The organism is Sphaerisporangium sp. NPDC005289, assembly GCF_040607455.1.
Classification (GTDB): Bacteria; Actinomycetota; Actinomycetes; order Streptosporangiales; family Streptosporangiaceae; genus Sphaerisporangium; species Sphaerisporangium rhizosphaerae.
This window is the reverse complement of the sequence record NZ_JBEXGS010000010.1, coordinates 32121-51520: the sequence shown is the minus strand read 5'-3', so window position 1 is coordinate 51520 and position 19400 is coordinate 32121. Positions and strand designations below refer to the sequence as shown.

Annotated in this window: 19 protein-coding genes and 1 riboswitch; of the genes, 13 read left to right on the top strand and 6 right to left on the bottom strand. The window is 74.8% G+C overall.

What is annotated here, in order from left to right:
• Nucleotides 1-464 precede the first annotated feature (464 nt).
• On the bottom strand, nt 465-1328 hold the full coding sequence (locus ABZT47_RS19010; protein WP_354843310.1) for a deoxyribonuclease IV: 864 nt from the start codon (nt 1326-1328) through the stop codon (nt 465-467).
• A 173-nt stretch (nt 1329-1501) separates the two neighbouring features.
• Here ABZT47_RS19010 and uraD point away from each other — a divergent pair, with 173 nt between their 5' ends.
• The 9 genes from uraD to alc all read left to right on the top strand — a co-directional run bounded on the left by uraD (nt 1502) and on the right by alc (nt 10006).
• Nucleotides 1502-2227: a 2-oxo-4-hydroxy-4-carboxy-5-ureidoimidazoline decarboxylase gene (uraD, locus tag ABZT47_RS19005; protein ID WP_354843307.1), complete on the top strand. Its 726-nt coding sequence runs from the start codon at nt 1502-1504 to the stop codon at nt 2225-2227.
• Nucleotides 2224-2547: a hydroxyisourate hydrolase gene (gene uraH / locus ABZT47_RS19000; RefSeq protein ID WP_354843304.1), complete on the top strand. Its 324-nt coding sequence runs from the start codon at nt 2224-2226 to the stop codon at nt 2545-2547. Before uraD ends, uraH begins: the two co-directional genes overlap by 4 nt.
• A 2-nt stretch (nt 2548-2549) precedes the next feature.
• Nucleotides 2550-3422: a factor-independent urate hydroxylase gene (pucL, locus tag ABZT47_RS18995; protein WP_354843301.1), complete on the top strand. Its 873-nt coding sequence runs from the start codon at nt 2550-2552 to the stop codon at nt 3420-3422.
• A gap of 12 nt (nt 3423-3434) precedes the next feature.
• The gene (locus tag ABZT47_RS18990) at nt 3435-4310 is read left to right on the top strand and encodes an FAD binding domain-containing protein (RefSeq protein WP_354843299.1); all 876 of its coding nucleotides are present in this window, start codon (nt 3435-3437) and stop codon (nt 4308-4310) included.
• Nucleotides 4301-4774 carry a (2Fe-2S)-binding protein gene (locus ABZT47_RS18985; RefSeq protein WP_354843297.1) on the top strand — a complete coding sequence of 158 codons (474 nt, stop codon included), beginning with the start codon at nt 4301-4303 and terminating at the stop codon, nt 4772-4774. The genes ABZT47_RS18990 and ABZT47_RS18985 overlap by 10 nt, the downstream gene beginning before the upstream one ends.
• On the top strand, nt 4771-6255 hold the full coding sequence (locus tag ABZT47_RS18980) for an 8-oxoguanine deaminase (protein ID WP_354843294.1): 1485 nt from the start codon (nt 4771-4773) through the stop codon (nt 6253-6255). The genes ABZT47_RS18985 and ABZT47_RS18980 overlap by 4 nt, the downstream gene beginning before the upstream one ends.
• A gap of 208 nt (nt 6256-6463) precedes the next feature.
• The gene (locus ABZT47_RS18975; RefSeq protein WP_354843291.1) at nt 6464-7609 is read left to right on the top strand and encodes a glycerate kinase; all 1146 of its coding nucleotides are present in this window, start codon (nt 6464-6466) and stop codon (nt 7607-7609) included.
• Nucleotides 7596-8924, top strand: a complete 1329-nt coding sequence (allB, locus tag ABZT47_RS18970; protein WP_354843288.1) for an allantoinase AllB — start codon at nt 7596-7598, stop codon at nt 8922-8924. Before ABZT47_RS18975 ends, allB begins: the two co-directional genes overlap by 14 nt.
• The gene (alc, locus tag ABZT47_RS18965; protein ID WP_354843285.1) at nt 8921-10006 is read left to right on the top strand and encodes an allantoicase; all 1086 of its coding nucleotides are present in this window, start codon (nt 8921-8923) and stop codon (nt 10004-10006) included. Before allB ends, alc begins: the two co-directional genes overlap by 4 nt.
• A gap of 45 nt (nt 10007-10051) precedes the next feature.
• On the opposite strand, the gene pknB is transcribed toward alc, so the two are convergent.
• The 4 genes from pknB to thiO form a co-directional block, all read right to left on the bottom strand.
• Entirely contained in the window at nt 10052-11983 is a 1932-nt protein-coding gene (gene pknB / locus ABZT47_RS18960) for a Stk1 family PASTA domain-containing Ser/Thr kinase (protein ID WP_354843283.1), read from the bottom strand.
• A gap of 93 nt (nt 11984-12076) precedes the next feature.
• Nucleotides 12077-12835 carry a thiazole synthase gene (locus tag ABZT47_RS18955; protein ID WP_354843869.1) on the bottom strand — a complete coding sequence of 253 codons (759 nt, stop codon included), beginning with the start codon at nt 12833-12835 and terminating at the stop codon, nt 12077-12079.
• A gap of 130 nt (nt 12836-12965) precedes the next feature.
• On the bottom strand, nt 12966-13166 hold the full coding sequence (thiS, locus tag ABZT47_RS18950; protein ID WP_354843281.1) for a sulfur carrier protein ThiS: 201 nt from the start codon (nt 13164-13166) through the stop codon (nt 12966-12968).
• A gap of 64 nt (nt 13167-13230) precedes the next feature.
• Entirely contained in the window at nt 13231-14394 is a 1164-nt protein-coding gene (gene thiO, locus ABZT47_RS18945) for a glycine oxidase ThiO (protein WP_354843278.1), read from the bottom strand.
• A riboswitch (TPP riboswitch) is annotated at nt 14388-14500 on the bottom strand. Its footprint overlaps the gene before it by 7 nt.
• 178 nt (nt 14501-14678) lie before the next feature.
• Between thiO and ABZT47_RS18940 the strand changes: the two genes are divergently transcribed.
• The 3 genes from ABZT47_RS18940 to thiE all read left to right on the top strand — a co-directional run bounded on the left by ABZT47_RS18940 (nt 14679) and on the right by thiE (nt 16888).
• Complete coding sequence (locus ABZT47_RS18940; RefSeq protein ID WP_354843275.1) at nt 14679-15848, top strand: FAD-dependent oxidoreductase; 1170 nt, start codon at nt 14679-14681, stop codon at nt 15846-15848.
• Nucleotides 15849-15939: 91 nt separating this feature from the next.
• Complete coding sequence (locus ABZT47_RS18935) at nt 15940-16272, top strand: Rv2175c family DNA-binding protein (protein ID WP_354843272.1); 333 nt, start codon at nt 15940-15942, stop codon at nt 16270-16272.
• Nucleotides 16250-16888 (top strand): thiamine phosphate synthase, encoded by a 639-nt coding sequence (gene thiE / locus ABZT47_RS18930; protein WP_354843269.1) that lies wholly within the window; start codon nt 16250-16252, stop codon nt 16886-16888. The genes ABZT47_RS18935 and thiE overlap by 23 nt, the downstream gene beginning before the upstream one ends.
• An 18-nt stretch (nt 16889-16906) precedes the next feature.
• Here thiE and ABZT47_RS18925 read toward each other — a convergent pair whose 3' ends face one another.
• Nucleotides 16907-17974 carry a polyprenyl synthetase family protein gene (locus ABZT47_RS18925; protein WP_354843266.1) on the bottom strand — a complete coding sequence of 356 codons (1068 nt, stop codon included), beginning with the start codon at nt 17972-17974 and terminating at the stop codon, nt 16907-16909.
• Nucleotides 17975-18390: 416 nt separating this feature from the next.
• On the opposite strand from ABZT47_RS18925, the gene metF reads away from it, so the two are divergent.
• Nucleotides 18391-19323, top strand: coding sequence for a methylenetetrahydrofolate reductase [NAD(P)H] (gene metF / locus ABZT47_RS18920; RefSeq protein ID WP_354843263.1), 933 nt, complete (start codon nt 18391-18393; stop codon nt 19321-19323).
• The last annotated feature ends 77 nt before the right edge of the window (nt 19324-19400 follow it).

Sequence of the window (19400 nt, the reverse complement as noted above, 5' to 3'; positions counted from 1 at the left end):
GCCCGTCGAAGAGCCACAGTGCGTGACCAGGGGGGACACCTGCCCCCTAAGGGCCGGACGGACCCTGGTCACGCGAACCCACCGGCGAACGCCGTGCCTGCGCGCCCGCGCGCCGGCCGGCGGACGCCGGGGTCGCCGGGCCCTCACCGGGGGGTAGGGCCCGTCGGCCCGGGCGGGGCGGGGTGTTCGCCGATCGGCCGCGAGGCCTACGCACGTGATCTGGCCCAAAGGGGGGCGGCCGGATCTCGTTGGCGAACACCCTGCCCGGCGCCGTGCCCCCGACGCCGGGCAGGCCGCCCGTTGCTCAGCGCGCATTCGCCCCAGGCTCGCCCGTTGCTCAGCGGGAGATCGTCGCAGGCTCGCCTCTTGCTCTGCGGAAAATCGCCGTCGGTTCGCCTGTTCAGTGCGGGGTCGCCGTCGGCTGGCCTGTGTTCAGTGCGGGGCCGTCGTAGGCCGGCCTGTGTTCAGTGTGAGGCCGCCGCTGCCGTCGCCGGCTCGCGGAGCTTCTTCAGGAGCTGGATGTCCTCGCGGTGTTTGTCGGCCTTGCCCGGCGTCTCGATGCAGAACGGGACCCCGGCGGCGACCGGGTGGCGCAGCAGCTCGGCGAAGGCGCCCGCGCCGATGTGACCGGCGCCGATGTTCTCGTGGCGGTCGCGCTTGGAGCCGCAGGCGTCCTTGGAGTCGTTGGCGTGCACCAGCTTCAGCCGGCCCGGCGCCACGGCGTGCAGCGCGTCGAGCATCTCGGCGACCCCGCCGGGCGCGGCGAGGTCGTGCCCGGCGGAGAAGGCATGGCAGGTGTCCAGGCACACGTTGGCCCGGGGGTGGTGTTCCAGGGCGTCCAGGTAGGGGGCGAGGTCCTGCACGGTGGCGCAGAGCATCTGCCCCTGGCCGGCCATCGGCTCCAGCAGCAGATCGGGCCCGTGCTCGGGGATCTCGTCCAGCAGCGGCAGCAGGTGCTCGTGGAGCTGGCGCATCGCGGCGTCGCGCGACTGGCTGACCGCCGACCCGGTGTGCACGACCACGCCGAGCGCGCCGATCTCGACCGCGCGCCCCAGCGCGTGACGGATGCTGGCGGTGGACTTCTCCAGCGTGTCGGCGCTCGGGGACCCCATGTTGACCAGGTAGGGCGTGTGGAGGAACACCGGGACGCCCGACTCGCGCAGCGCGGCGTCCTCGGCGGGCTTGCCGGCGTTGAGGGCCCAGCCGCGCGGGTTGGTCACGAACACCTGGATGATCTCGGCTTCGATCTCGGCCGCGTAGCGCAGGCCGCCCGTGGCCAGACCGCCCGCGACCAGCGCGTGGCCGCCGATGAGAGAGGTTGCCGTCATGATGCCTCCAGCTTATGGGAGCGGCCCGGATGCTCGGGGGAGGCGCCGGGCGGCCGTGACGGGCCCGCGCGGGCGGCGTTGGAGCATGACACGAAAAACCATGGCGATGCGTTGCCCCAGTTGGGAGATCCCGCCGCTGGACCGCGCCCGCCCGCGGCTGTTCACTGGCTGCCATGCCGAACGTGACACCCGGCTCTGACGGCCTGGCGGCCCTCAACGCGCTCAGCCCGCCGGAGGCCGAACGGGAACTGCTGAGCTGCTGCGCCGCGCCCGCGTTCGCGCGCCGCGTCGCCGCCGGCCTGCCCTACGCCGACGCCGCCGCGCTGGCGGCCGCCGCGCGGGAGGCCGTCCGCGGGCTGAGCTGGCCGCAGGTGCTGGAGGCGTTGTCGGCCCATCCCCGCATCGGCGACCGCGCCGCGGGCGGCGGGCGGGAGGCGTCCTGGTCGCGGGCCGAGCAGTCCGGCACGGCCGGCGCCGACCGCAGGGTGCTCGCCCAGCTCGCCGCGGGCAACGTGCTCTACGAGCAGCGGTTCGGGCATGTGTACCTGGTCTGCGCGACCGGGCTCACGGCGGAGGAGATGGCCGACCGGCTCATGGCCAGGGTGCGCAACGACGAGGAGACCGAGCGGGCCGTTGTGCGCGAGGAGCTGGCCGAGATCGCCGTGCTGCGGGCCGTCAAGCTCGCGACCGGCCCCGGCGACGGTGACGATCCCGGTAGTTCGAGTGACCCCGCCGACCCCGATCCCAGCGGTCCCGCTCCCGCCGACCCCGACCACGGCGGCCCCGATCCCGGCGGCCCCGGCGGCAGCGGTGGCCGTGACGGCGGCGGGTGGGCTTCCGGGGAGGGCCGCGGCGGAGCCGCCGGCCGCGACGGGCACGATGGGGAGGAGGGGAGGTGAGCCTGTCCACGCATGTGCTCGACTCCAGCAGGGGCCGGCCCGCGGAGGGCGTGCGGGTCACGCTTTTCCAGGGCGACCGGGTCGTCGGCACCGGCGTGACCGACGGCGACGGGCGCCTGGCCGACTGGCTGCCCGAGGGCGAGCCCGGCCGGGGCGTGCACCGCCTGGTCTTCGACACCGGGTCCTACTTCGCCGTGAGCGGCGTCGCGGCCTTCTACCCCGAGGTCGTGGTGACCTTCGCCATCGGCGACCCCGACGCGCACTACCACGTGCCGCTGCTGCTGAGCCCGTTCGCCTACTCGACCTACCGGGGGAGCTAGCGATGGCCGTCGTGCTCGGACCCAACCGCTACGGCAAGGCGGAGACCCGCGTCGTGCGCGTCACCCGCGACGGCGAGGTGCACCACCTCAAGGACTGCAACGTCGGCGTCTCGCTGTCGGGGGCGATGGAGGAGGTGCACCGGCGCGGCGACAACGCCGCCGTGCTGCCGACCGACTCCCAGAAGAACACCGTGTACGCCTTCGCCAAGAAGCACGGCATCGGGGAGATCGAGGAGTTCGCCCTGCTGCTGGCCCGCCACTTCGTCGGCTCGCAGCCCACGATCCACCACGCCCGGGTGGTGGTGGAGGAGTACTCCTGGAAGCGGCGCGGGCCGCACTCGTTCGCGCGTTCGGGCGGCGAGGTGCGCACGTGCGTCGTCCACCACGACCGGGACGGCGCCACCACGGTGGTGTCCGGCCTGCGTGACCTGGTGCTGCTGAACTCCACCGGCTCGGAGTTCCACGGGTTCGCGAAGGACGAGTACACGACGCTGCCCCCGGCCACCGACCGGGTCCTGGCCACCGCCGTGACCGCCCGCTGGCGGCACCTGCTCCCGGCCGGGGAGGAGTCCCGCGACTACGCCGAGTCCTACCGGCAGGCGCGGCGCTGCCTGCTGGACGCCTTCGCCGGCACCTACAGCCTCTCCCTGCAGCAGACCCTGTTCGCCATGGGCGAGCGCGTGCTGCGCGAGCGCCTGGAGATCTGCGAGGTGCGGCTGGAACTGCCCAACAAGCACCACTTCCTGGTCGATCTCGCGCCGTTCGGCCTGGACAACGACAACGAGGTCTACTTCGCCGCCGACCGGCCCTACGGGCTCATCGAGGGAACCGTGCTGCACGACGACGCCCCGCCCGCCGGCGCGGCCTGGGACTAGGAGAGCCGACCGTTGGACTTCCTGCGACCCGCCACCTGGGCCGAGGCCCTGGCCGCGAAGGCGGCCGTCCCGGACGCCGTGCCCATCCAGGGCGGCACCGACGTGATGGTGGAGATCAACTTCGACGTGCGGCGCCCGGTGGCGCTGCTCGACCTCACCACGGTCGGCGAGCTCGGCGAGTGGGAGGTCACCGCCGACGGCCTGCTGCGGGTCGGCGCCGGGGTGTCCTACGCCCGGATCATCGCCGAGCTGGGCGACCGGCTCCCCGGGCTGGCCCAGGCGTCCCGCACGGTCGGCTCGCCGCAGATCCGCAACCGCGGCTCGGTCGGCGGCAATCTGGGCGCCGCGTCCCCCGCCGGGGACAGCCACCCGCCGCTGCTCGCCGGGGACGCCGTCATCGAGGTGGAGTCCGCCGCCCGCGGCACCCGCCTGATCCCGGCCGAGGAGTTCTACCTCGGCGTCAAGCGGAGCGCGCTGGAACCCGACGAGCTGATCCGCGCCTTCCGCGCCCGCCCGGCCACCGGGCCGCAGTACTTCTCCAAGGTCGGCCCGCGCAACGCCATGGTGATCGCGGTGTGCTCGTTCGCGCTGGCCCTGCACCCGGACGAGCGCCGCGTCGGCACCGGCGTCGGCTCGGCCGCCCCGACGCCCCGGCGGGCCCGCGCGGCCGAGGAGTTCGCCGGCCGGGAGCTCGACTGGACCGGGGCCGCGCCCCTGGACGGCGCGCTGCTCGCGCGGTTCGGCGAGCTGGCGGCCGAGGCGGCCTCGCCCATCGACGACGTGCGCGGCACCGCGGCCTACCGGCGCCACGCGATCGCGGTGATGGCCCGCCGCACCCTCACCTGGGCCTGGAACGACTACCGAGGAAAGGTGGCGGCATGCGCGTGAACCTCACCGTCAACGGCAGGCCCGAGGCCGTGGACGGCGTGTGGGAGGGCGAGAGCCTGCTGTACGTGCTGCGGGAGCGGGTCGGCCTGCCGGGCGCCAAGAACGCCTGCGAGCAGGGCGAGTGCGGCTCGTGCACGGTGTACCTGGACGGCCTGCCCGTGTGCGCGTGCCTGGTGGCCGCCGGGCAGGCCGAGGGGCGCGAGGTGCGCACCGTCGAAGGGCTGGCCGGCGGGGAGCGCCTGGACCCGGTGCAGGAGGCCTTCGTCGAGTGCGGCGCCGTGCAGTGCGGCTTCTGCACGCCGGGCCTGCTGGTCCAGGCGCACGACCTCATCGAGCGCGTCGGCGAGCCCACCGACGCCGAGATCCGCGAGGCGCTGGCCGGCAACCTGTGCCGGTGCACCGGATACGAGAAGATCCTCGACGCGGTACGCCTGGCCGCCGCCCGCAAGGCGGCGGCCCGATGACCGACGGCCCGATGACCGACGGCCCGATGACCGGCGGACGCGGAACGGACGCGACCGGCCGCCACGAGACGGTCGCGACCGGCGGCAAGCCCGGAGGCGGAGGGGACACGCTGATCGAGAACGTCGCGATCGCCCCCGTCGCCGGACCCGAGATCGCGCACGGGCACATCCTCGTCCGGGACGGCCGCATCGCCGCCATCGGCGCCGGCCCGGGCCCCGACGTCCCGGGCGCCGCCCGCGTCGACGGCGCCGGATGCCTGGCCACCCCCGGGCTGGTCAACACCCACCACCACCTGTACCAGTGGGCCTCCCAGGGCGTGGCCCAGGACGCCACGCTGTTCGAGTGGCTGACCGCGCTCTACCGGCTGTGGGCCGCCATGGACGCCGAGGTGGTCAGGGGCGCGGCCACCGCCGGGCTCGGCTGGCTCGCCCTGTCCGGCTGCACGACCACGACCGACCACCACTACATCTTCCCGAAGGGCCGCGGCGACCTGCTCGCCGCCGAGATCGAGGCCGCCCGGGACCTCGGCCTGCGCTTCCACCCCTGCCGCGGGTCGATGGACCGCGGCGTCTCCCAGGGCGGCCTCCCCCCGGACGAGGTGGTGGAGAGCCTCCCGGAGATCCTCGCCGCCACGGCGGAGGCCGTTGACGCCTACCACGACCCGTCGCCGGGGTCGATGCTGCGCGTCGCCGTCGCCCCCTGCTCGCCGTTCTCGGTGAGCGCGGAGCTGATGACCGAGGCCGCGGCGCTCGCCCGCGACAAGGGCGTGCGGCTGCACACCCACCTGTGCGAGACCCTCGACGAGGAGGAGCACTGCCTGGCCCAGATGGGCTGCACGCCCGTCGACTACATGGACAAGCTCGGCTGGCTCGGTCCCGACGTCTGGGTGGCCCACGCCGTCCACCTGCACGACCGCGACATCGAGCGCTTCGCCGCCACCGGCACCGGCACCGCCCACTGCCCGAGCTCCAACGGGCGCCTCGGCGCGGGCATCGCCCGGGTGTCGGAGATGCTGCGCGCCGGGGCGGTCGTCGGGCTCGGCGTGGACGGCGCCGCCTCCAGCGAGCTGACCACGCTCGCCGGGGAGGTGCGGCAGGCCCTGCTGTTCCAGCGCGCCCGCTACGGCCCGGCCGCGCTCACCGCCCGGCAGGCCCTGGAACTCGGCACGCTCGGCGGCGCCCGCTGCCTGGGCCGCGAGGACGAGATCGGCACCCTGGAACCCGGCAAGCTGGCCGACATCGTGCTGTGGCGGGTCGGCGGGTTCGCCGCCGCCATCGACGACCCGGTGTGCGCGCTGGTGTTCGGGCCGCCGCCGCCGGTGGCGCGCGTGCTGGTCGGCGGGCGCACCGTGGTCGCGGACGGCGAGCTGCGCACCGTTCCGCACGACGCCGCCGGCCGCGCCGGCGCCGACGCCCACCGCCGCCTCCTGCGCCTGGCCGCCGACCGCGGCGTCACCGTGGCAGGGGAGGTGCACCGGTGACCGCCTCCGCCCGCGTTCGCCGGTGATCGACCTGTCGCATGCCCCCGGCGCGTCGCGGGGGCCCGGCGGCGAGGCGACGGCGGGGGGCATGGAAGATTCTGTGGTGAGGCCGGGCGTGCGCCGGGCGTCTCCGCGCGGCGGAGGCTCCGCCCGGGCGCGAGCGCGCCGGGTGAGGCCGGGACTAGAGGGAGCGGGAGGTCGTCGGGTGATGCCGGGACACGTGCTGGTCGCGCCGGACAAGTTCAAAGGGTCGCTCGGCGCCGTCGAGGTCGCCGCGCGCGTGGCCGCGGGGCTGCGCGCCGCGCGCCCGGAGGTCGAGGTGGTGACCATGCCGGTCGCCGACGGCGGGGACGGCACGGTCGAGGCCGCCGTCGCCTGCGGGTTCCGGCGCGTGGAGACCGTCGCCTCCGGGCCGACCGGCGAGCCGGTGACCGCCGCCTACGGCGTGAAGGACGACGTCGCGGTGGTCGAGCTGGCCGAGGCGTCCGGGCTGCACCGGCTCACCGGCGGGCGGCTCGCCCCGCTCACCGCGACCAGCTACGGCACCGGTGACCTGGTGGCCGCCGCGCTGCGCCACGACCCTCGCCAGATCGTGCTCGGCCTCGGCGGCAGCGCCTGCACCGACGGCGGCTCCGGCATGATGCGCGCCCTCGGGGTGCGCCTGCTCGACGCGCGCGGCCGGGAGCTGCCCCCGGGAGGCGGCGCGCTGGCCGACCTGCGCGCCCTCGACCTGGACGGCTTCGCCCGCCCGCCCGGCACCGCGTTCGTCGTGGCCAGCGACGTGGACAACCCGCTGCTCGGCCCGGACGGCGCCGCCGCCGTGTACGGGCCGCAGAAGGGCGCGGGCCCCGGCGAGCTGCCCCGGCTGGAGGAGGGCCTGGCCCACTGGGCCGACGTGGCCGAGCGCGAGCTGGGCGTGCGGGTGCGCGACGACCCGGGCGCCGGGGCGGCCGGAGGGGTGGGGTTCGCCGCCATGGCCTTCCTCGGCGCGGAGATCCGGCCCGGCATCCGCCTGCTGCTCGACCTGCTCGGCTTCGCCGGCCGGCTCGACGGCGCGCGCCTGGTCATCACCGGCGAGGGGTCGCTGGACCGCCAGACGCTGCGCGGCAAGGCGCCCGCCGGGGTCGCCGAGGCGGCGGGACGCGCCGGGGTGCCGGTCGTCGCCGTGTGCGGCCGCCGGACGCTCACCGACGACGAACTGCGCGCCGCCGGCATCCAGGCGGCGTACGCCCTCACCGACATCGAGGCCGACGTGCGCCGCTGCATGGCCGAGGCCGGCCCGCTGCTGGAACGGCTCGCCGCCGGGCTCGCCGCGGAACGGCTCTCCCAGGCCCCCGCCCATGCCGCCGACTGACCCGCGGGGCGCCGGCCCGTACATGTTCGACCTGATCGTGCGGTCGCGGCGGGCGGTGCTCCCCGACGGCGAGCGCCCGCTGACCGTGGCCGTCCGGGACGGGGTGATCGCCGCCCTGCTCCCGTATGAGGCCGAGGCGGCGGCCGCCGAGACGGTGGACCTGGGCGAGGTGTGCCTGCTGCCGGGGCTGGTGGACAGCCACGTGCACGTCAACGAGCCGGGACGCACCCACTGGGAGGGCTTCGCCACGGCCACCAGGGCGGCGGCGGCCGGCGGCGTCACCACGATCGTCGACATGCCGCTCAACTCCCTGCCGCCGACCGTCGACGTCCCCGCCCTGGCGGCCAAGCGGGCGGCGGCCGCCGGCCAGTGCGCCGTCGACGTGGCCTTCTGGGGCGGCGCGATCCCCGGCAACGCGGGCGAGCTGCGTCCCCTGCACGAGGCCGGCGTGCGCGGCTTCAAGTGCTTCCTGTCGCCCTCGGGCGTGGAGGAGTTCCCGCCGCTCGACGCGGACGGGCTGCGCGCGGCCATGCGCGCGGTGGCCGCGTTCGGCGGGCTCGTCGTGGTGCACGCAGAGGATCCGGCGCTGCTCACCGACCCGGCCGGGCCGACGTACGCCCAGTTCCTGGACTCGCGTCCGGGGGAGGCCGAGCGGCGGGCCGTCGAGCGGGTCATCGCCGCCGCCCGCGAGACCGGCGCGCGGGCGCACATCCTGCACGTGTCCTCGGCCTCCTGCCTGGAACCGCTGGAGGCCGCGCGGCGCGAAGGGGTGCCGGTCAGCGCCGAGACCTGCCCCCACTACCTCACCATCACCGCCGAGCAGGTGCGCGGCCCGGAGTTCAAGTGCTGCCCGCCGATCAGGGACGCCGGCAACCGTGACCGGCTGTGGGAAGGGCTGGCCGCGGGCGTGCTGAGCTGCGTGGTGTCGGACCACTCGCCCTCCACCGCCGACCTGAAGGTCCCCGACTTCGCCGCCGCCTGGGGCGGGGTCTCCTCCCTCCAGGTCGGACTGCCCGCCGTGTGGACCGAGGCCCGGGCGCGCGGGCACGGCCTGGACCGGGTGACCGGGTGGATGTCGCGCGGACCGGCCGCGCTCGCGGGGCTGCCCACCAAGGGCCGGCTGGCCGTGGGGGCGGACGCCGACCTGGTCGCCTTCGACGACACCGCCGAGTTCACCGTCCAGGCGGGCGCGCTGCGCCACCGAAATCCCCTCACGCCCTACCACGGCCGCACGCTGACCGGCGTCGTCCAGGCCACCTGGCTGCGCGGCCGTCCCGTCACCGACGCCGAACCTCCCTTCGGAGCCCTGCTGTGACCACTCCGCACCACCCCGCTTCGGCATCCGCCGCCGCGGCGGGCCGTCCCCCCGCCCCAGAACGGGTCCCCGTGACCGTCCCGGCGACCGCCCCGGACCCGCGCCGGATGCCCGACCTCGCCCTGCGCTCCTACGGCGGGTCGGTGGTGGCGGCCAGCGACGAGTCCTTCGCCGAGCGCCAGGCGCTGGTCAGGCCCGGCCGGCCCGCCTTCCAGGCCGGGACGTTCGGCCCTCGCGGTCAGGTGTACGACGGCTGGGAGACCCGCCGCCGGCGTGAGCCGGGACACGACTGGGCCGTCGTCCGCCTCGGCATGCCCGGCGTCGTGCGGGCCGTGGTCGTCGACACCGCCTGGTTCACCGGCAACTACCCGCCCTTCGCCTCCGTCGAGGCGTGCGAGGCCGCCGGGTATCCCTCGGCGGACGAGCTGCGCGAGGCGTCCTGGACCGAGATCGTGCCGCGGAGCCCGCTGACCGGCGACAGCGAGCACACCTTCCCCGTGACCGCCGGGAACCGGTTCACCCACGTGCGGCTGAACATCTTCCCCGACGGCGGCGTCGCCCGGCTCCGCGTCCACGGCGAGGTGGCCGCCGATCTCGCCCTGCACGACGCGATGCCCCTGGACCTGGCCGCTCTGGAGAACGGCGCGCTGGTCACCGCCTGCTCCGACGCGTTCTACTCCTCCCCGCTGAACGTCATCGCCCCTGGGTCCCCCCGCCACCAGGCCGAAGGGTGGGAGACCGCCCGCCGCCGCGACGGCGGCAACGACTGGCTCGTCGTGCGGCTGGCCGTCCCCGGCGTCGTCCGGGTCGCCGAGCTGGACACCGCGAACCTGGTCTACAACGCGCCCGGCGCGGCGTCGCTCACCGCCGCCCACGTGCCCGGCGGCGCGGAGCCCGGGCCGGACGCCGGGTGGTTCGAGCTGCTGCCCCGCACCCGGCTCCAGCCGGACACCCGCCACCGCTTCCGCCTGGCCGGCGAGCGGCCGGTGACGCACGTCCGCCTCGACATCCACCCCGACGGCGGCCTGGGCCGCCTGCGCCTCTACGGCATCCCCGCCCCCGGCGACGGCGCGCGGGTCTGACCGCTCCCCGGGCGCGACGGACGGACGTCGGCGCGCCCGGGCGGGTCAGTGCCAGATGGTGATGCGGGTGCCCGCCGGGGCCTGGCCGAGGGGGTTCTCGGCCACGACGGCGCCGGTGCCGGCGATGCGGCGCACCCGGACCTTGAACCCGGCCGCGCGCAGCTCGTTCGTGGCGTCGGCGACCTTCTTGAACCGGACGTCGGGGATGGCGACGAGCGCCTGGCCGGGCTGGGGGTTGTCGGGCCTCTCCCACGGCCAGTGGAAGCCGGTGTCGGGCCCCTTGGAGCAGGTGAGCTGCACGTTCTGCCCGGCGGTGACCTCCGACCGCGCGGTCGGGACCTGCGCGATGATGGTGTTGGGCTGGGCGTTGTCGGTCTGCTGCACGACCGTCGGGACGAAGCCCTTCTGCCGCAGGAACGCGTCGGCCTGGTCGCACTGCATGTCGCTGACGTCCGGCATCAGCAGCCCGGCGCTCAGGACGAGCTGCACGCGGCTGCCCTCGCGGACCTTCGTGCCGACCTGCGGGCTGGTGCGCATCACCAGGCCGCGCTGGACGGTGTCACTGGGCACCCGGCTGACCGGGCCGGGGGCCAGCCCCGCCTCGGAGATCTTCGCCTGCGCGTCGCCCTGGGAGAGGTTCAGCACGTTCGGCACGGCGATCTTGACCGGGCCGGAGGAGGGGATGAGCGTGATGACCGCGTCGTTGAGGACGTCCTTGCCCGGCTCGGGATCGGTGCGCAGCACCTTGTCCTCGGCGAGCTTGTCGTCGTGCTCGGCCGGGCCGATCTTGACCGCGAAGCCCTGCCTCTCGGCCTTCTCCTTGGCGAGGGTGACGTTGAGGCCGAGCAGGTCGGGGACCTTGGTGTACCGGCCCTCGGAGAACCACCAGCCGGTGCCGGCGACCGCGCCGATCATGACGACCGCCAGCGCCGCGATGAGCCAGACCGGCCGGACGCCGCGGCGTCCGCCGGGCGGGCCCGGCGCGACCGGCGGGGCGGCCAGCATCTCGGTCTGGGAGTGGATGAGCGTGGGATGGGCCGGCGGGACGGCCTCGCGCGGCGTCACCCCGGTCTCGCGGAGCATCGAGGGGGACGTCGCGCCGGCGGGCGGGACGTGCGGCCCGGGGTCGCGCGGCAGCGTGCGGTGGGCCTCGACGGCGGCGACCAGCATGGCCGTGGCGTCGGCCGGACGGCGCGCGGGGTCGCGGTCGGTCGCCGAGAGCACCAGCGCGTCCAGCGCCTGCGGCGTGCCCGGGACGACCGCCGAGGGCGCGGGGACCCGGTCGTGGACGTGGCGGTAGGCCACCGACATGGGGCTCTCGCCCTGATAGGGCTGCTGCCCGGTCAGCAGCTCGAACAGCAGCACCCCCGCGGCGTACACGTCGCTGCGCGCGTCGGCCACCCCCGCGGTCACCTGCTCGGGCGACATGTACGCGATGGTGCCGATCATCACACCGGTCTTGGTCTGGTTGCCCGCCTCGATCGCGCGGGCCAGCCCGAAGTCGACGACCTTGACCCGGCCGTCGTCGGTCAGCAGGACGTTCTCGGGCTTGACGTCCCGGTGCACCATGCCGGCCTGGTGGGCCGCGCCGAGGGCGGCCAGCACCGGGATGAGGATCTCCAGGGCCTCGCGGGCGGGAAGGCGCCCCCGCCGGCGGAGCACGTCGCGCAGGGTGCGCCCGGGGACGTACTCCATCGACAGGTAGACGTTGCCGGCGTCGGTGCCCTGGTCGAAGACGTGCACGACGTTCGGGTGCGACAGGCTGGCGACGGACTTGGCCTCGCCGATGAAGCGGCGGACGAAGTCGGGGTCCTCGGCGAGCGAGGGGTGCATGACCTTCAGGGCGACCGTGCGGTCGAGCCGGACGTCCAGGGCCAGGTAGACAGCGGCCATGCCGCCCCGGGCGATGCGGGATTCGACCCGGTACCGCCCGTCCAGCAGCCGCCCTAGAAGGGGGTCCGCAACCGTCGTGTCCACGGGAGTGAGTTTACGGGCGGTTTGCCGGGGGGAGGGCAAGCACATCCCAAACCGATGCCGACATGTTCTCCCGTCCCCAAGGGGTCATCGTTGTCACCTGGCACGCGGCTCGATCGCCGGCGAGGAGGCCTCAGCGTACCGCCGCCGGGGGATCCGGCCGGCGAGGCGCGCCATGCGACCTGCCAGAACGGCCTCGCGCATCGCCGACGCCATCAGGCCGGGCCGCTGGGCGCGGGTGACGGCGCTGGCGAGCAGGACCGCGTCGCATCCTAGCTCCATCGCCAGGGCCGCGTCGCTCGCCGTGCCGATGCCGGCGTCCAGGATCACCGGGACGGCCGCCGCCTCGACGATCAGCTCGATGTTGTGCGGGTTGCGGATGCCGAGACCCGAGCCGATCGGGGAGCCCAGGGGCATCACCGCCGCGCACCCCGCCTGCTCCAGCCGCCGCGCGAGCGCCGGGTCGTCCCCGATGTAGGGCAGGACGACGAACCCGTCGGCGACCAGCCGCTCGGCGGCGTCGAAGGTCTCGATGGGATCGGGGAGCAGCGTGCGCTCGTCGTTGATGACCTCCAGCTTCACCCAGTCGGTGCCGAGCGCCTCGCGCGCCAGGCGCGCGGTCAGCACGGCCTCGCCCGCGGTGAAGCAGCCCGCCGTGTTGGGCAGCACCTTGACGCCCCGGCCGCGCAGCACGTCCAGCACCGACCCCCGGGCCGCCGGGTCCAGGCGCCGCATGGCGACCGTGGTGATCTCGGTGGCGGAGGCGGCCAGCGCCTGGTCCAGGACGTCCAGCGAGGGCGCGCCCCCCGTCCCCATGATCAGCCGGGAGGTGAACTTCTCCCCGGCGATGACCAGCGCGTCTCCCGCCTCGTCGAGGTCGTGCCCCGGCGCCGGGTGCGCCCCGGTGGGGTCGAGGTCGTCCCCGGGCGCCCTGATGGCGCCGCTCCGGCCGATGTCGTGTCCCGCCGCGGGGCCGGCGCCGTGGTCAGCCACCTTGCACCGCCGTCAGCACCTCGACGCGGTCGTGCTCGCTGAGCGTGGTGGACTGCCACGCGCCGCGCCGCACCACCTCGTCGTTCACCGCCACCGCGACGCCCGCGCCCGACGAGGTCAGCTCCTGGACCGCCCGGGCGACGGTCGCCCCGGCGGGCAGGTCGCAGGACACACCGTTGATCATCACATTCATCGCCGTTCCGGGGCGCGGGAGGGCCCTGGCCGCCGCCAGGGCGCGCGCCCCGTTCCTCCTTCGTTCATCGGTGGGCCTCGGTGAAGCGCAGAGGGGAGCAGAGCGCCGCGAGAGGGACGAGCCCCGGGTCGGGGTCGCCGGCCACCAGCTCGGCGGTGAGCGGGCACAGCAGGACGCCGCCCCGGTGGTGGCCGGTGGCCAGCACCAGCCCGTCCACGCCGCTCGGGCCGATCACCGGCAGGTTGTCCGGCGTTCCCGGGCGCAGCCCCGCCGCCAGGTCGACCACCTCCAGCTCGGTGATCCCGGGCACCAGCTCGCGGGCGTCGCGCAGCAGCTCCCACAGCGCCCCGGCGGTCACCCGGGTGTCGAACCCCATCTCCTCCTGCGTGGCGCCGAGCACGATCTCGCCGTCGCCGCGCGGCACGAGGTAGGCACGCGAACCGTGCACGACGCCGCGCACGCACCGGCCGAGGAACCCCGGAGCGCCGCGCAGCCGCATGATCTGCCCCTTGACCGGGCGCACCGGAGGGAGCACCTCGGGGGGCAGGCCCGGAAGGGAGCCCGACCACGCCCCCGCCGCCAGGACGACCAGCCCGGCGCCGATCGCCGCGCCGCTCGCGCACCGCACCCCCCGCACGGGCCCGTCCGCGGAGAGCAGCCCCGTCACGCGGTCGGCGACCACCGGCACGCCGCGGCGCGCCAGCGCGGCGAGCAGCGCGGCCGTGACGCGGCGGGGATCCACCCAGGCGTCGCCGGCGACCAGGATGCCGCCCCGGACGGAGGGGGCGAGCATCGGCTCGGCACGGCGGCACTCCCGCCCGGTGAGCCGCTGGACGGGCAGCGACAGCTTCTCCAGGAAGCCGGCCACCTCGGACAACGCCGCCAGGTCGTCCGCGCCGAAGGCCACGTCGAGCGTGCCCTCGCCGCGGTGGTCGACGTCCACCCCCGACTCCGCCGACAGCTCGGCGGCGAACGCCGGCCAGCGGGCCAGCGAGGCCAGGCCGAGCCGCAGCAGGGGCTCCTCGGTGTAGGCGACCTCGCTGACCGGGGCGAGCATCCCCGCCGCCGCGTGCGAGGCGCCCGAGCCGGGCGCGGGGTCGACGACGACGACGGAACGCCCGTGCCGGGCGGCGCGCCAGGCGATCGAGAGCCCGATGATGCCGCCGCCCACGACGACCATGTCGGCGTGCCGCGCGGCGTCGGCCGGGGGCGCGTTCGACACCTGCATCTGAGTCCGCTCCCTTCGCCGGCATGACCCGGATCAGGTTCGTGGCGGTCGAGGGCCCTCAGCCCTCCTCTCAGCCCGGTTTCGCCGGACTCCCGCGCGTGGTGGACCCAGCCTAATCCCGTCCCTGCGCGGCCGGGGACAGCGGGAGAGGCGGTCTGTTTCCGCCCTGGTACGGCATCGCCACCCGCTTGAGTGGTCTCATCACTGCCCGTATGGGACAGTGAGCCAATTTGTTACCAAATCGCCGTTGGCGAGTTACCGTCCTGGCCGCTTAGGGTCAGGTTGTGAATCATGTCGTGGTGGTGGGGGCCGGACTGGCCGGCGTGCGCAGTGTCGAGGCGCTACGGGCGCGCGGATACCGAGGGCGCGTCACTCTGATCGGCGAGGAGGCCCATCGGCCGTACGACCGGCCTCCGCTGTCCAAGGCCGTGCTGCTGGGCGAGCTGGACTCGACGGTCGTCGACTCCGATCTCGGCGCGCTGGACGTCGATCTGCGCACCAACGTCTCCGCCAAGGGGCTTCGCGAGGGCGCCCTGGAGACCACCGAGGGCGAACTGGAGTACGACGGCCTGGTCATCGCCACCGGCGCCACCCCCGTCCGGCTGCGCGGCGAGGGCACCCAGCACGTGCTGCGCACCATCGACGACTCCCTGGCCCTGCGCGCCGCGCTCGTGCCCGAGTGCCGCGTCGCGATCGTCGGCGCCGGGTGGATCGGCGCCGAGGTCGCCACCGCGGCCCGCCGCGCCGGCTGCGAGGTGACCGTCGTCGAGGCCGCCGAGTCACCGCTGGCCGTGGCCCTCGGGCCCGAGGTCGGCGCCCGCACCGCCTCCTGGTACGCCGAGGCGGGCATCGACCTGCGACTCGGCACGATGGTCGGTTCGATCGACCCCGGCGGGCTGACCATGATGGACGGCTCGTGGATCCCGGCCGACGTCGTGGTCACCGGCGTCGGCGTGCGCCCGAACGTCGCCTGGCTGGCCGGCTCGGACGTCGAGATCGACAACGGCGTCCTGGTCGACGAGCACCTGCGCACCTCCATGGAGGGTGTCGTCGCGGCCGGAGACTGCGCCAACTGGTGGTCGCGGCGCTTCGGGCGGCGCATGCGCGTCGAGCACTGGGACACCGCCCTGAACGCCCCCGAGACCGCGGTGGCCACCCTGCTCGGCCAGTCCGCCGTGTACGATCCGGTGCCCTATTTCTGGTCCGAGCAGTTCGGCCGCATGGTGCAGTACGCCGGCCACCATGACGGGGGCCGGCTGGTGCTGCGCGGCGACCCCGAGACCGACCGCAAGTGGGCGGCGTGCTGGTTCACCGCGGACGACCGGCTGGCCGCCATCCTCACCGTCGACCGTCCCCGTGACCTGGTCCAGGGCCGCCGCATCGTCGAGGGCGGGCAAAGAGTCGACGTTGATCGGGCGATCGACCCCTCGATACCCTTGCGCGACTGCTTGTGACCCCCTGCGGGGTGTTTGAGAAGAGGCGCGACGTGGTAGTTGTGGTTCCGTGACGCTTTCTGTTGCACAGATCGACCGCGAGACTGATCAAATGGTGGGGGAGTGGCTTCCCCTCACGGAAGTGGGCAGGCGGCTCGGGCTCAGCACCGGGCGCGCCAAGCAGCTTCTGAAGGACAAGAAGCTCATCGGCGTCCGCCGCGGCGGCCCAGAGCCCGAGGTCCCCGCGAAGTTCATCGCCGGCGACGACGTGGTGAAGGGCCTGCCGGGCACCCTCACCGTGCTGTCCGACTCCGGCTACGACGACGTCGAGGCCCTGCGGTGGCTGTTCACCGCCGACGACTCCCTGCCGGGAGCCCCCATCGACGCGATCGTCGCCGGTCGGCACACCGAGGTGAAAAGGCGTGCCCAGGCGCTCGCTTTCTGACGCCAGGCTCTACCTCTGCACCGACGGGCGCCGCCGCCAAGGCGATCTCGACCAGTTCCTGGACGCCGTCCTCGCCTCGGGCGTGGACATCGTCCAACTGCGCGAGAAGGGTCTGGAGGCCCGCGAGGAGCTCGCGCTGCTGGAGGTGTTCCGCGCGGCCTGCGACAGGCACGGGGCGTTGCTGGCCGTCAACGACCGGGCCGACATCGCCTACGCCGCGCGCCCCGACGTGCTGCACCTCGGCCAGGACGACCTGCCCGTGGCGGTCGCGCGCGACATCCTCGGCCCGGACGTCCTGATCGGCCGCTCGACCCACAGCGACGCCGAGGCCTCCGCCGCGGCGGTCGAGGAGGGCGTCGACTACTTCTGCTGCGGGCCGATCTGGCCGACGCCCACCAAGCCGGGCCGTTTCGCTCCGGGCCCCGGGCTGCTGAAGCACGCCGCGGCCCTGGCGGCCGATCGGCCGTGGTTCGGCATCGGCGGCATCGACCTCGGCACGCTGGACGAGGTCATGTCGTACGGGGTCACCCGGGTCGTGGTGGTGCGCGCCATCACCGAGGCGGAGGACCCCGGAGCCGCCGCCGCCGAGTTCGCCCGCCGCCTCACGCCCGGCTGACCCCTGGCGGGGCCGTCGTCAGCTGCGGCGGGTCGTCGCGGCCACGGCGAGCTCGTGCAGGGCCTCGCGCGCCTCGCCGGTGATCGGCGCGCGCCCCAGGGACGTCAGCGCGTCGTCCAGATAGCGCTTGATCATCTCTTCGCTCGCCGCCAGGGCGCCGGTGTCCTCGATGATCGCGCGCAGCCGCTCGACGCCGTCCTGCTCCAGCTTGGGGTCGCCGAGAAGCAGGCGCACGTCGGCGGCCTGCTCGGGCGTCGCCTCCGACAGCGTGCGCGCGATCAGCATCGTGCGCTTGCCCTCCCGAAGGTCGTCGCCGGCGGGCTTGCCGGTCTCGGCGGGGTCGCCGAACACGCCGAGCACGTCGTCGCGGAGCTGGAAGGCGATGCCGACCTTCTGCCCGTAGTCGACGCACAGCCGGTCGATCCACGGCTCGGGCGCCCGCGCGGCCATCAGCAGCCCGAGGCGCAGCGGCTGCTCGACGGAGTACTTGCCGCTCTTGTGCAGCGCGACCCGCAGCGCGCTTTCGAAGGTGCTGCGGCCGTGCGCCTGCTCCAGCAGGTCCAGGTACTGCCCGCACATCAGCTCGGTGCGCATCAGGTCGTGCACCGGCTCGGCGGCGGCCAGCGCCTCGGCCGGCAGCCCGCTCGTCCGCCACATCTCGCCCGACCACACCAGCAACAGGCTTCCCAGCAGGACCGCGGCGCCCTCGCCGAACTGCTCCGCCGACCCCTGCCACTCCGAGTCCTCGTGCAGCGACTGGAACCGCCGGTGCGCCGACGGACGGCCCCGGCGCATGTCGCTGGCGTCCATCACGTCGTCGTGGATGAGCGCGCTGGCCTGCAGGAGCTCCAGCGAGGCGGCGGCGGTGAAGATGGCGGCGTCCTCGCCTCCGCCCGCGCCGCGCCAGCCCCAGTAGCAGAAGGCCGGGCGCAGCCGCTTGCCGCCGGCGAGGAAGTCCTCGGCGGCCACGAGAAGCGGGCTCAGCTCCGGGCCGCTGACCAGGGGGCGCTGCCGGTCGACGAACGCCCGCAGGCGCTGGTCCACCTCGGAACGGAACGCGTCCGACAGGGCGAAGGAAGTGGTCATGCTTTGAGATTAACGGCCGTACAACGGGCCGCCGCTTCGCCTCCCCTTGTGTGACCCACGCCATGGACCGGCGGTGGCACGCCCGGGGTACTCCGCTGAGCTGCCGACACCGGTCCGCGGCACCGGAAGGGAACCCGACACGCGAGCGATGATCGGTGTGGGGCTGTGGCACGCGCCGCACGCTCTGTGCGATGCCCGTCGCTCGCCGCCCCGTGCGACGCCCGACGGCCGAGCGTCTGTGCGATGTCGTTGGGTCCCTCGGTCCGTGTGATGTCCCTGGGGCCAGCGGTGTCGGTGATGTCCGCCGGCCGAGCGGCCTGTGGAGCGCCAGTCGGCCGCCTCGCTTTCGGCGGTCGTCTTTGGCAGCGCACGTTGGCGATCGGTGCGCGGCGGTCCGGACCTGTAGCCTTGGCACCATGGCTCTGGGTCGTCCATCCGTCCGTCCTGACCGCGTCCCGACGGTACGGGAACTGCTCGCCTCCGGGCGGCGCTCGTTCTCCTTCGAGTTCATGCCCCCGAAGAACGACGAGGGGGAGCGGCAGCTGTGGCGCGCGATCCGCGAGCTCGAGCGGCTGCGCCCGACGTTCGTCTCGGTCACCTACGGCGCCGGCGGCTCCACCCGCGACCGCACGGTCGAGATCGTCGAGCGGCTCGCCCACGAGACGACGCTCACGCCCGTCGCCCACTTCACCGCCGTCGACCACTCGGTGCGCGAGCTGCGCCACCTGGTCGGCAGGTTCGCCGGGGCGGGGGTGCGCAACATCCTCGCCGTGCGGGGCGACCCGCCCGGCCGTGACCCGCTGGCCGAGTGGATCAAGCACCCCGAGGGCGTCGCCTACGCCGAGGATCTCGTCCGCCTCATCCGCCAGTCGGGCGACTTCTGCGTCGGCGTGGCCGCCTTCCCGTACCGGCACCCGAGGTCGCCGTCGGTCGAGTCCGACGTCGATTACTTCGTCCGCAAGTGCCGGGCCGGCGCCGACTACGCCATCACGCAGATGTTCTTCAGCGCCGGCGACTACCTGCGCCTGCGTGACCGGGTGGCCGCCGCCGGGTGCGACACGCCGATCATCCCGGGCATCATGCCGGTCACGCAGATCAGCACCATCGCGCGGTCCGAGAAGCTGTCGGGGGCGCCCTTCCCGGCCGATGTGGCCCGGCGGTTCGAGGCGGTCGCCGACGACCCGGCCGCGGTGCGGCGTCTCGGCATCGAGCACGCCGCCGAGCTGTGCCAGACCCTGCTCGACGAGGGCGCGCCCGGCATCCACTTCATCACCTTCAACCGGTCGAGCGCGACCCGCGAGGTCTACCAGGCCCTGACGCCCGCACCGGAGCCCGTCCCGGCCGGCTAGTGTCCCGCGCCGGGTGTTCGCCTTCTGAGGTGAGGACCCGGCCGGCACGGCCGGCGAGCGGCCCCGGACGGTGATCA

Bases quoted from the DNA above. Each gene is read 5' to 3' on its own strand.
- metF (WP_354843263.1), top strand. From the start codon at position 18,391: ATGGCTCTGGGTCGTCCATCCGTCCGTCCTGACCGCGTCCCGACGGTA.
- ABZT47_RS18985 (WP_354843297.1), top strand. From the start codon at position 4,301: ATGCGCGTGAACCTCACCGTCAACGGCAGGCCCGAGGCCGTGGACGGC.
- ABZT47_RS18975 (WP_354843291.1), top strand. From the start codon at position 6,464: ATGCCGGGACACGTGCTGGTCGCGCCGGACAAGTTCAAAGGGTCGCTC.
- ABZT47_RS18980 (WP_354843294.1), top strand. From the start codon at position 4,771: ATGACCGACGGCCCGATGACCGACGGCCCGATGACCGGCGGACGCGGA.
- pucL (WP_354843301.1), top strand. From the start codon at position 2,550: ATGGCCGTCGTGCTCGGACCCAACCGCTACGGCAAGGCGGAGACCCGC.
- uraD (WP_354843307.1), top strand. From the start codon at position 1,502: ATGCCGAACGTGACACCCGGCTCTGACGGCCTGGCGGCCCTCAACGCG.
- allB (WP_354843288.1), top strand. From the start codon at position 7,596: ATGCCGCCGACTGACCCGCGGGGCGCCGGCCCGTACATGTTCGACCTG.
- ABZT47_RS18925 (WP_354843266.1), bottom strand. From the start codon at position 17,974: ATGACCACTTCCTTCGCCCTGTCGGACGCGTTCCGTTCCGAGGTGGAC.
- thiS (WP_354843281.1), bottom strand. From the start codon at position 13,166: ATGAATGTGATGATCAACGGTGTGTCCTGCGACCTGCCCGCCGGGGCG.
- ABZT47_RS18935 (WP_354843272.1), top strand. From the start codon at position 15,940: ATGGTGGGGGAGTGGCTTCCCCTCACGGAAGTGGGCAGGCGGCTCGGG.
- ABZT47_RS19010 (WP_354843310.1), bottom strand. From the start codon at position 1,328: ATGACGGCAACCTCTCTCATCGGCGGCCACGCGCTGGTCGCGGGCGGT.
- thiO (WP_354843278.1), bottom strand. From the start codon at position 14,394: ATGCAGGTGTCGAACGCGCCCCCGGCCGACGCCGCGCGGCACGCCGAC.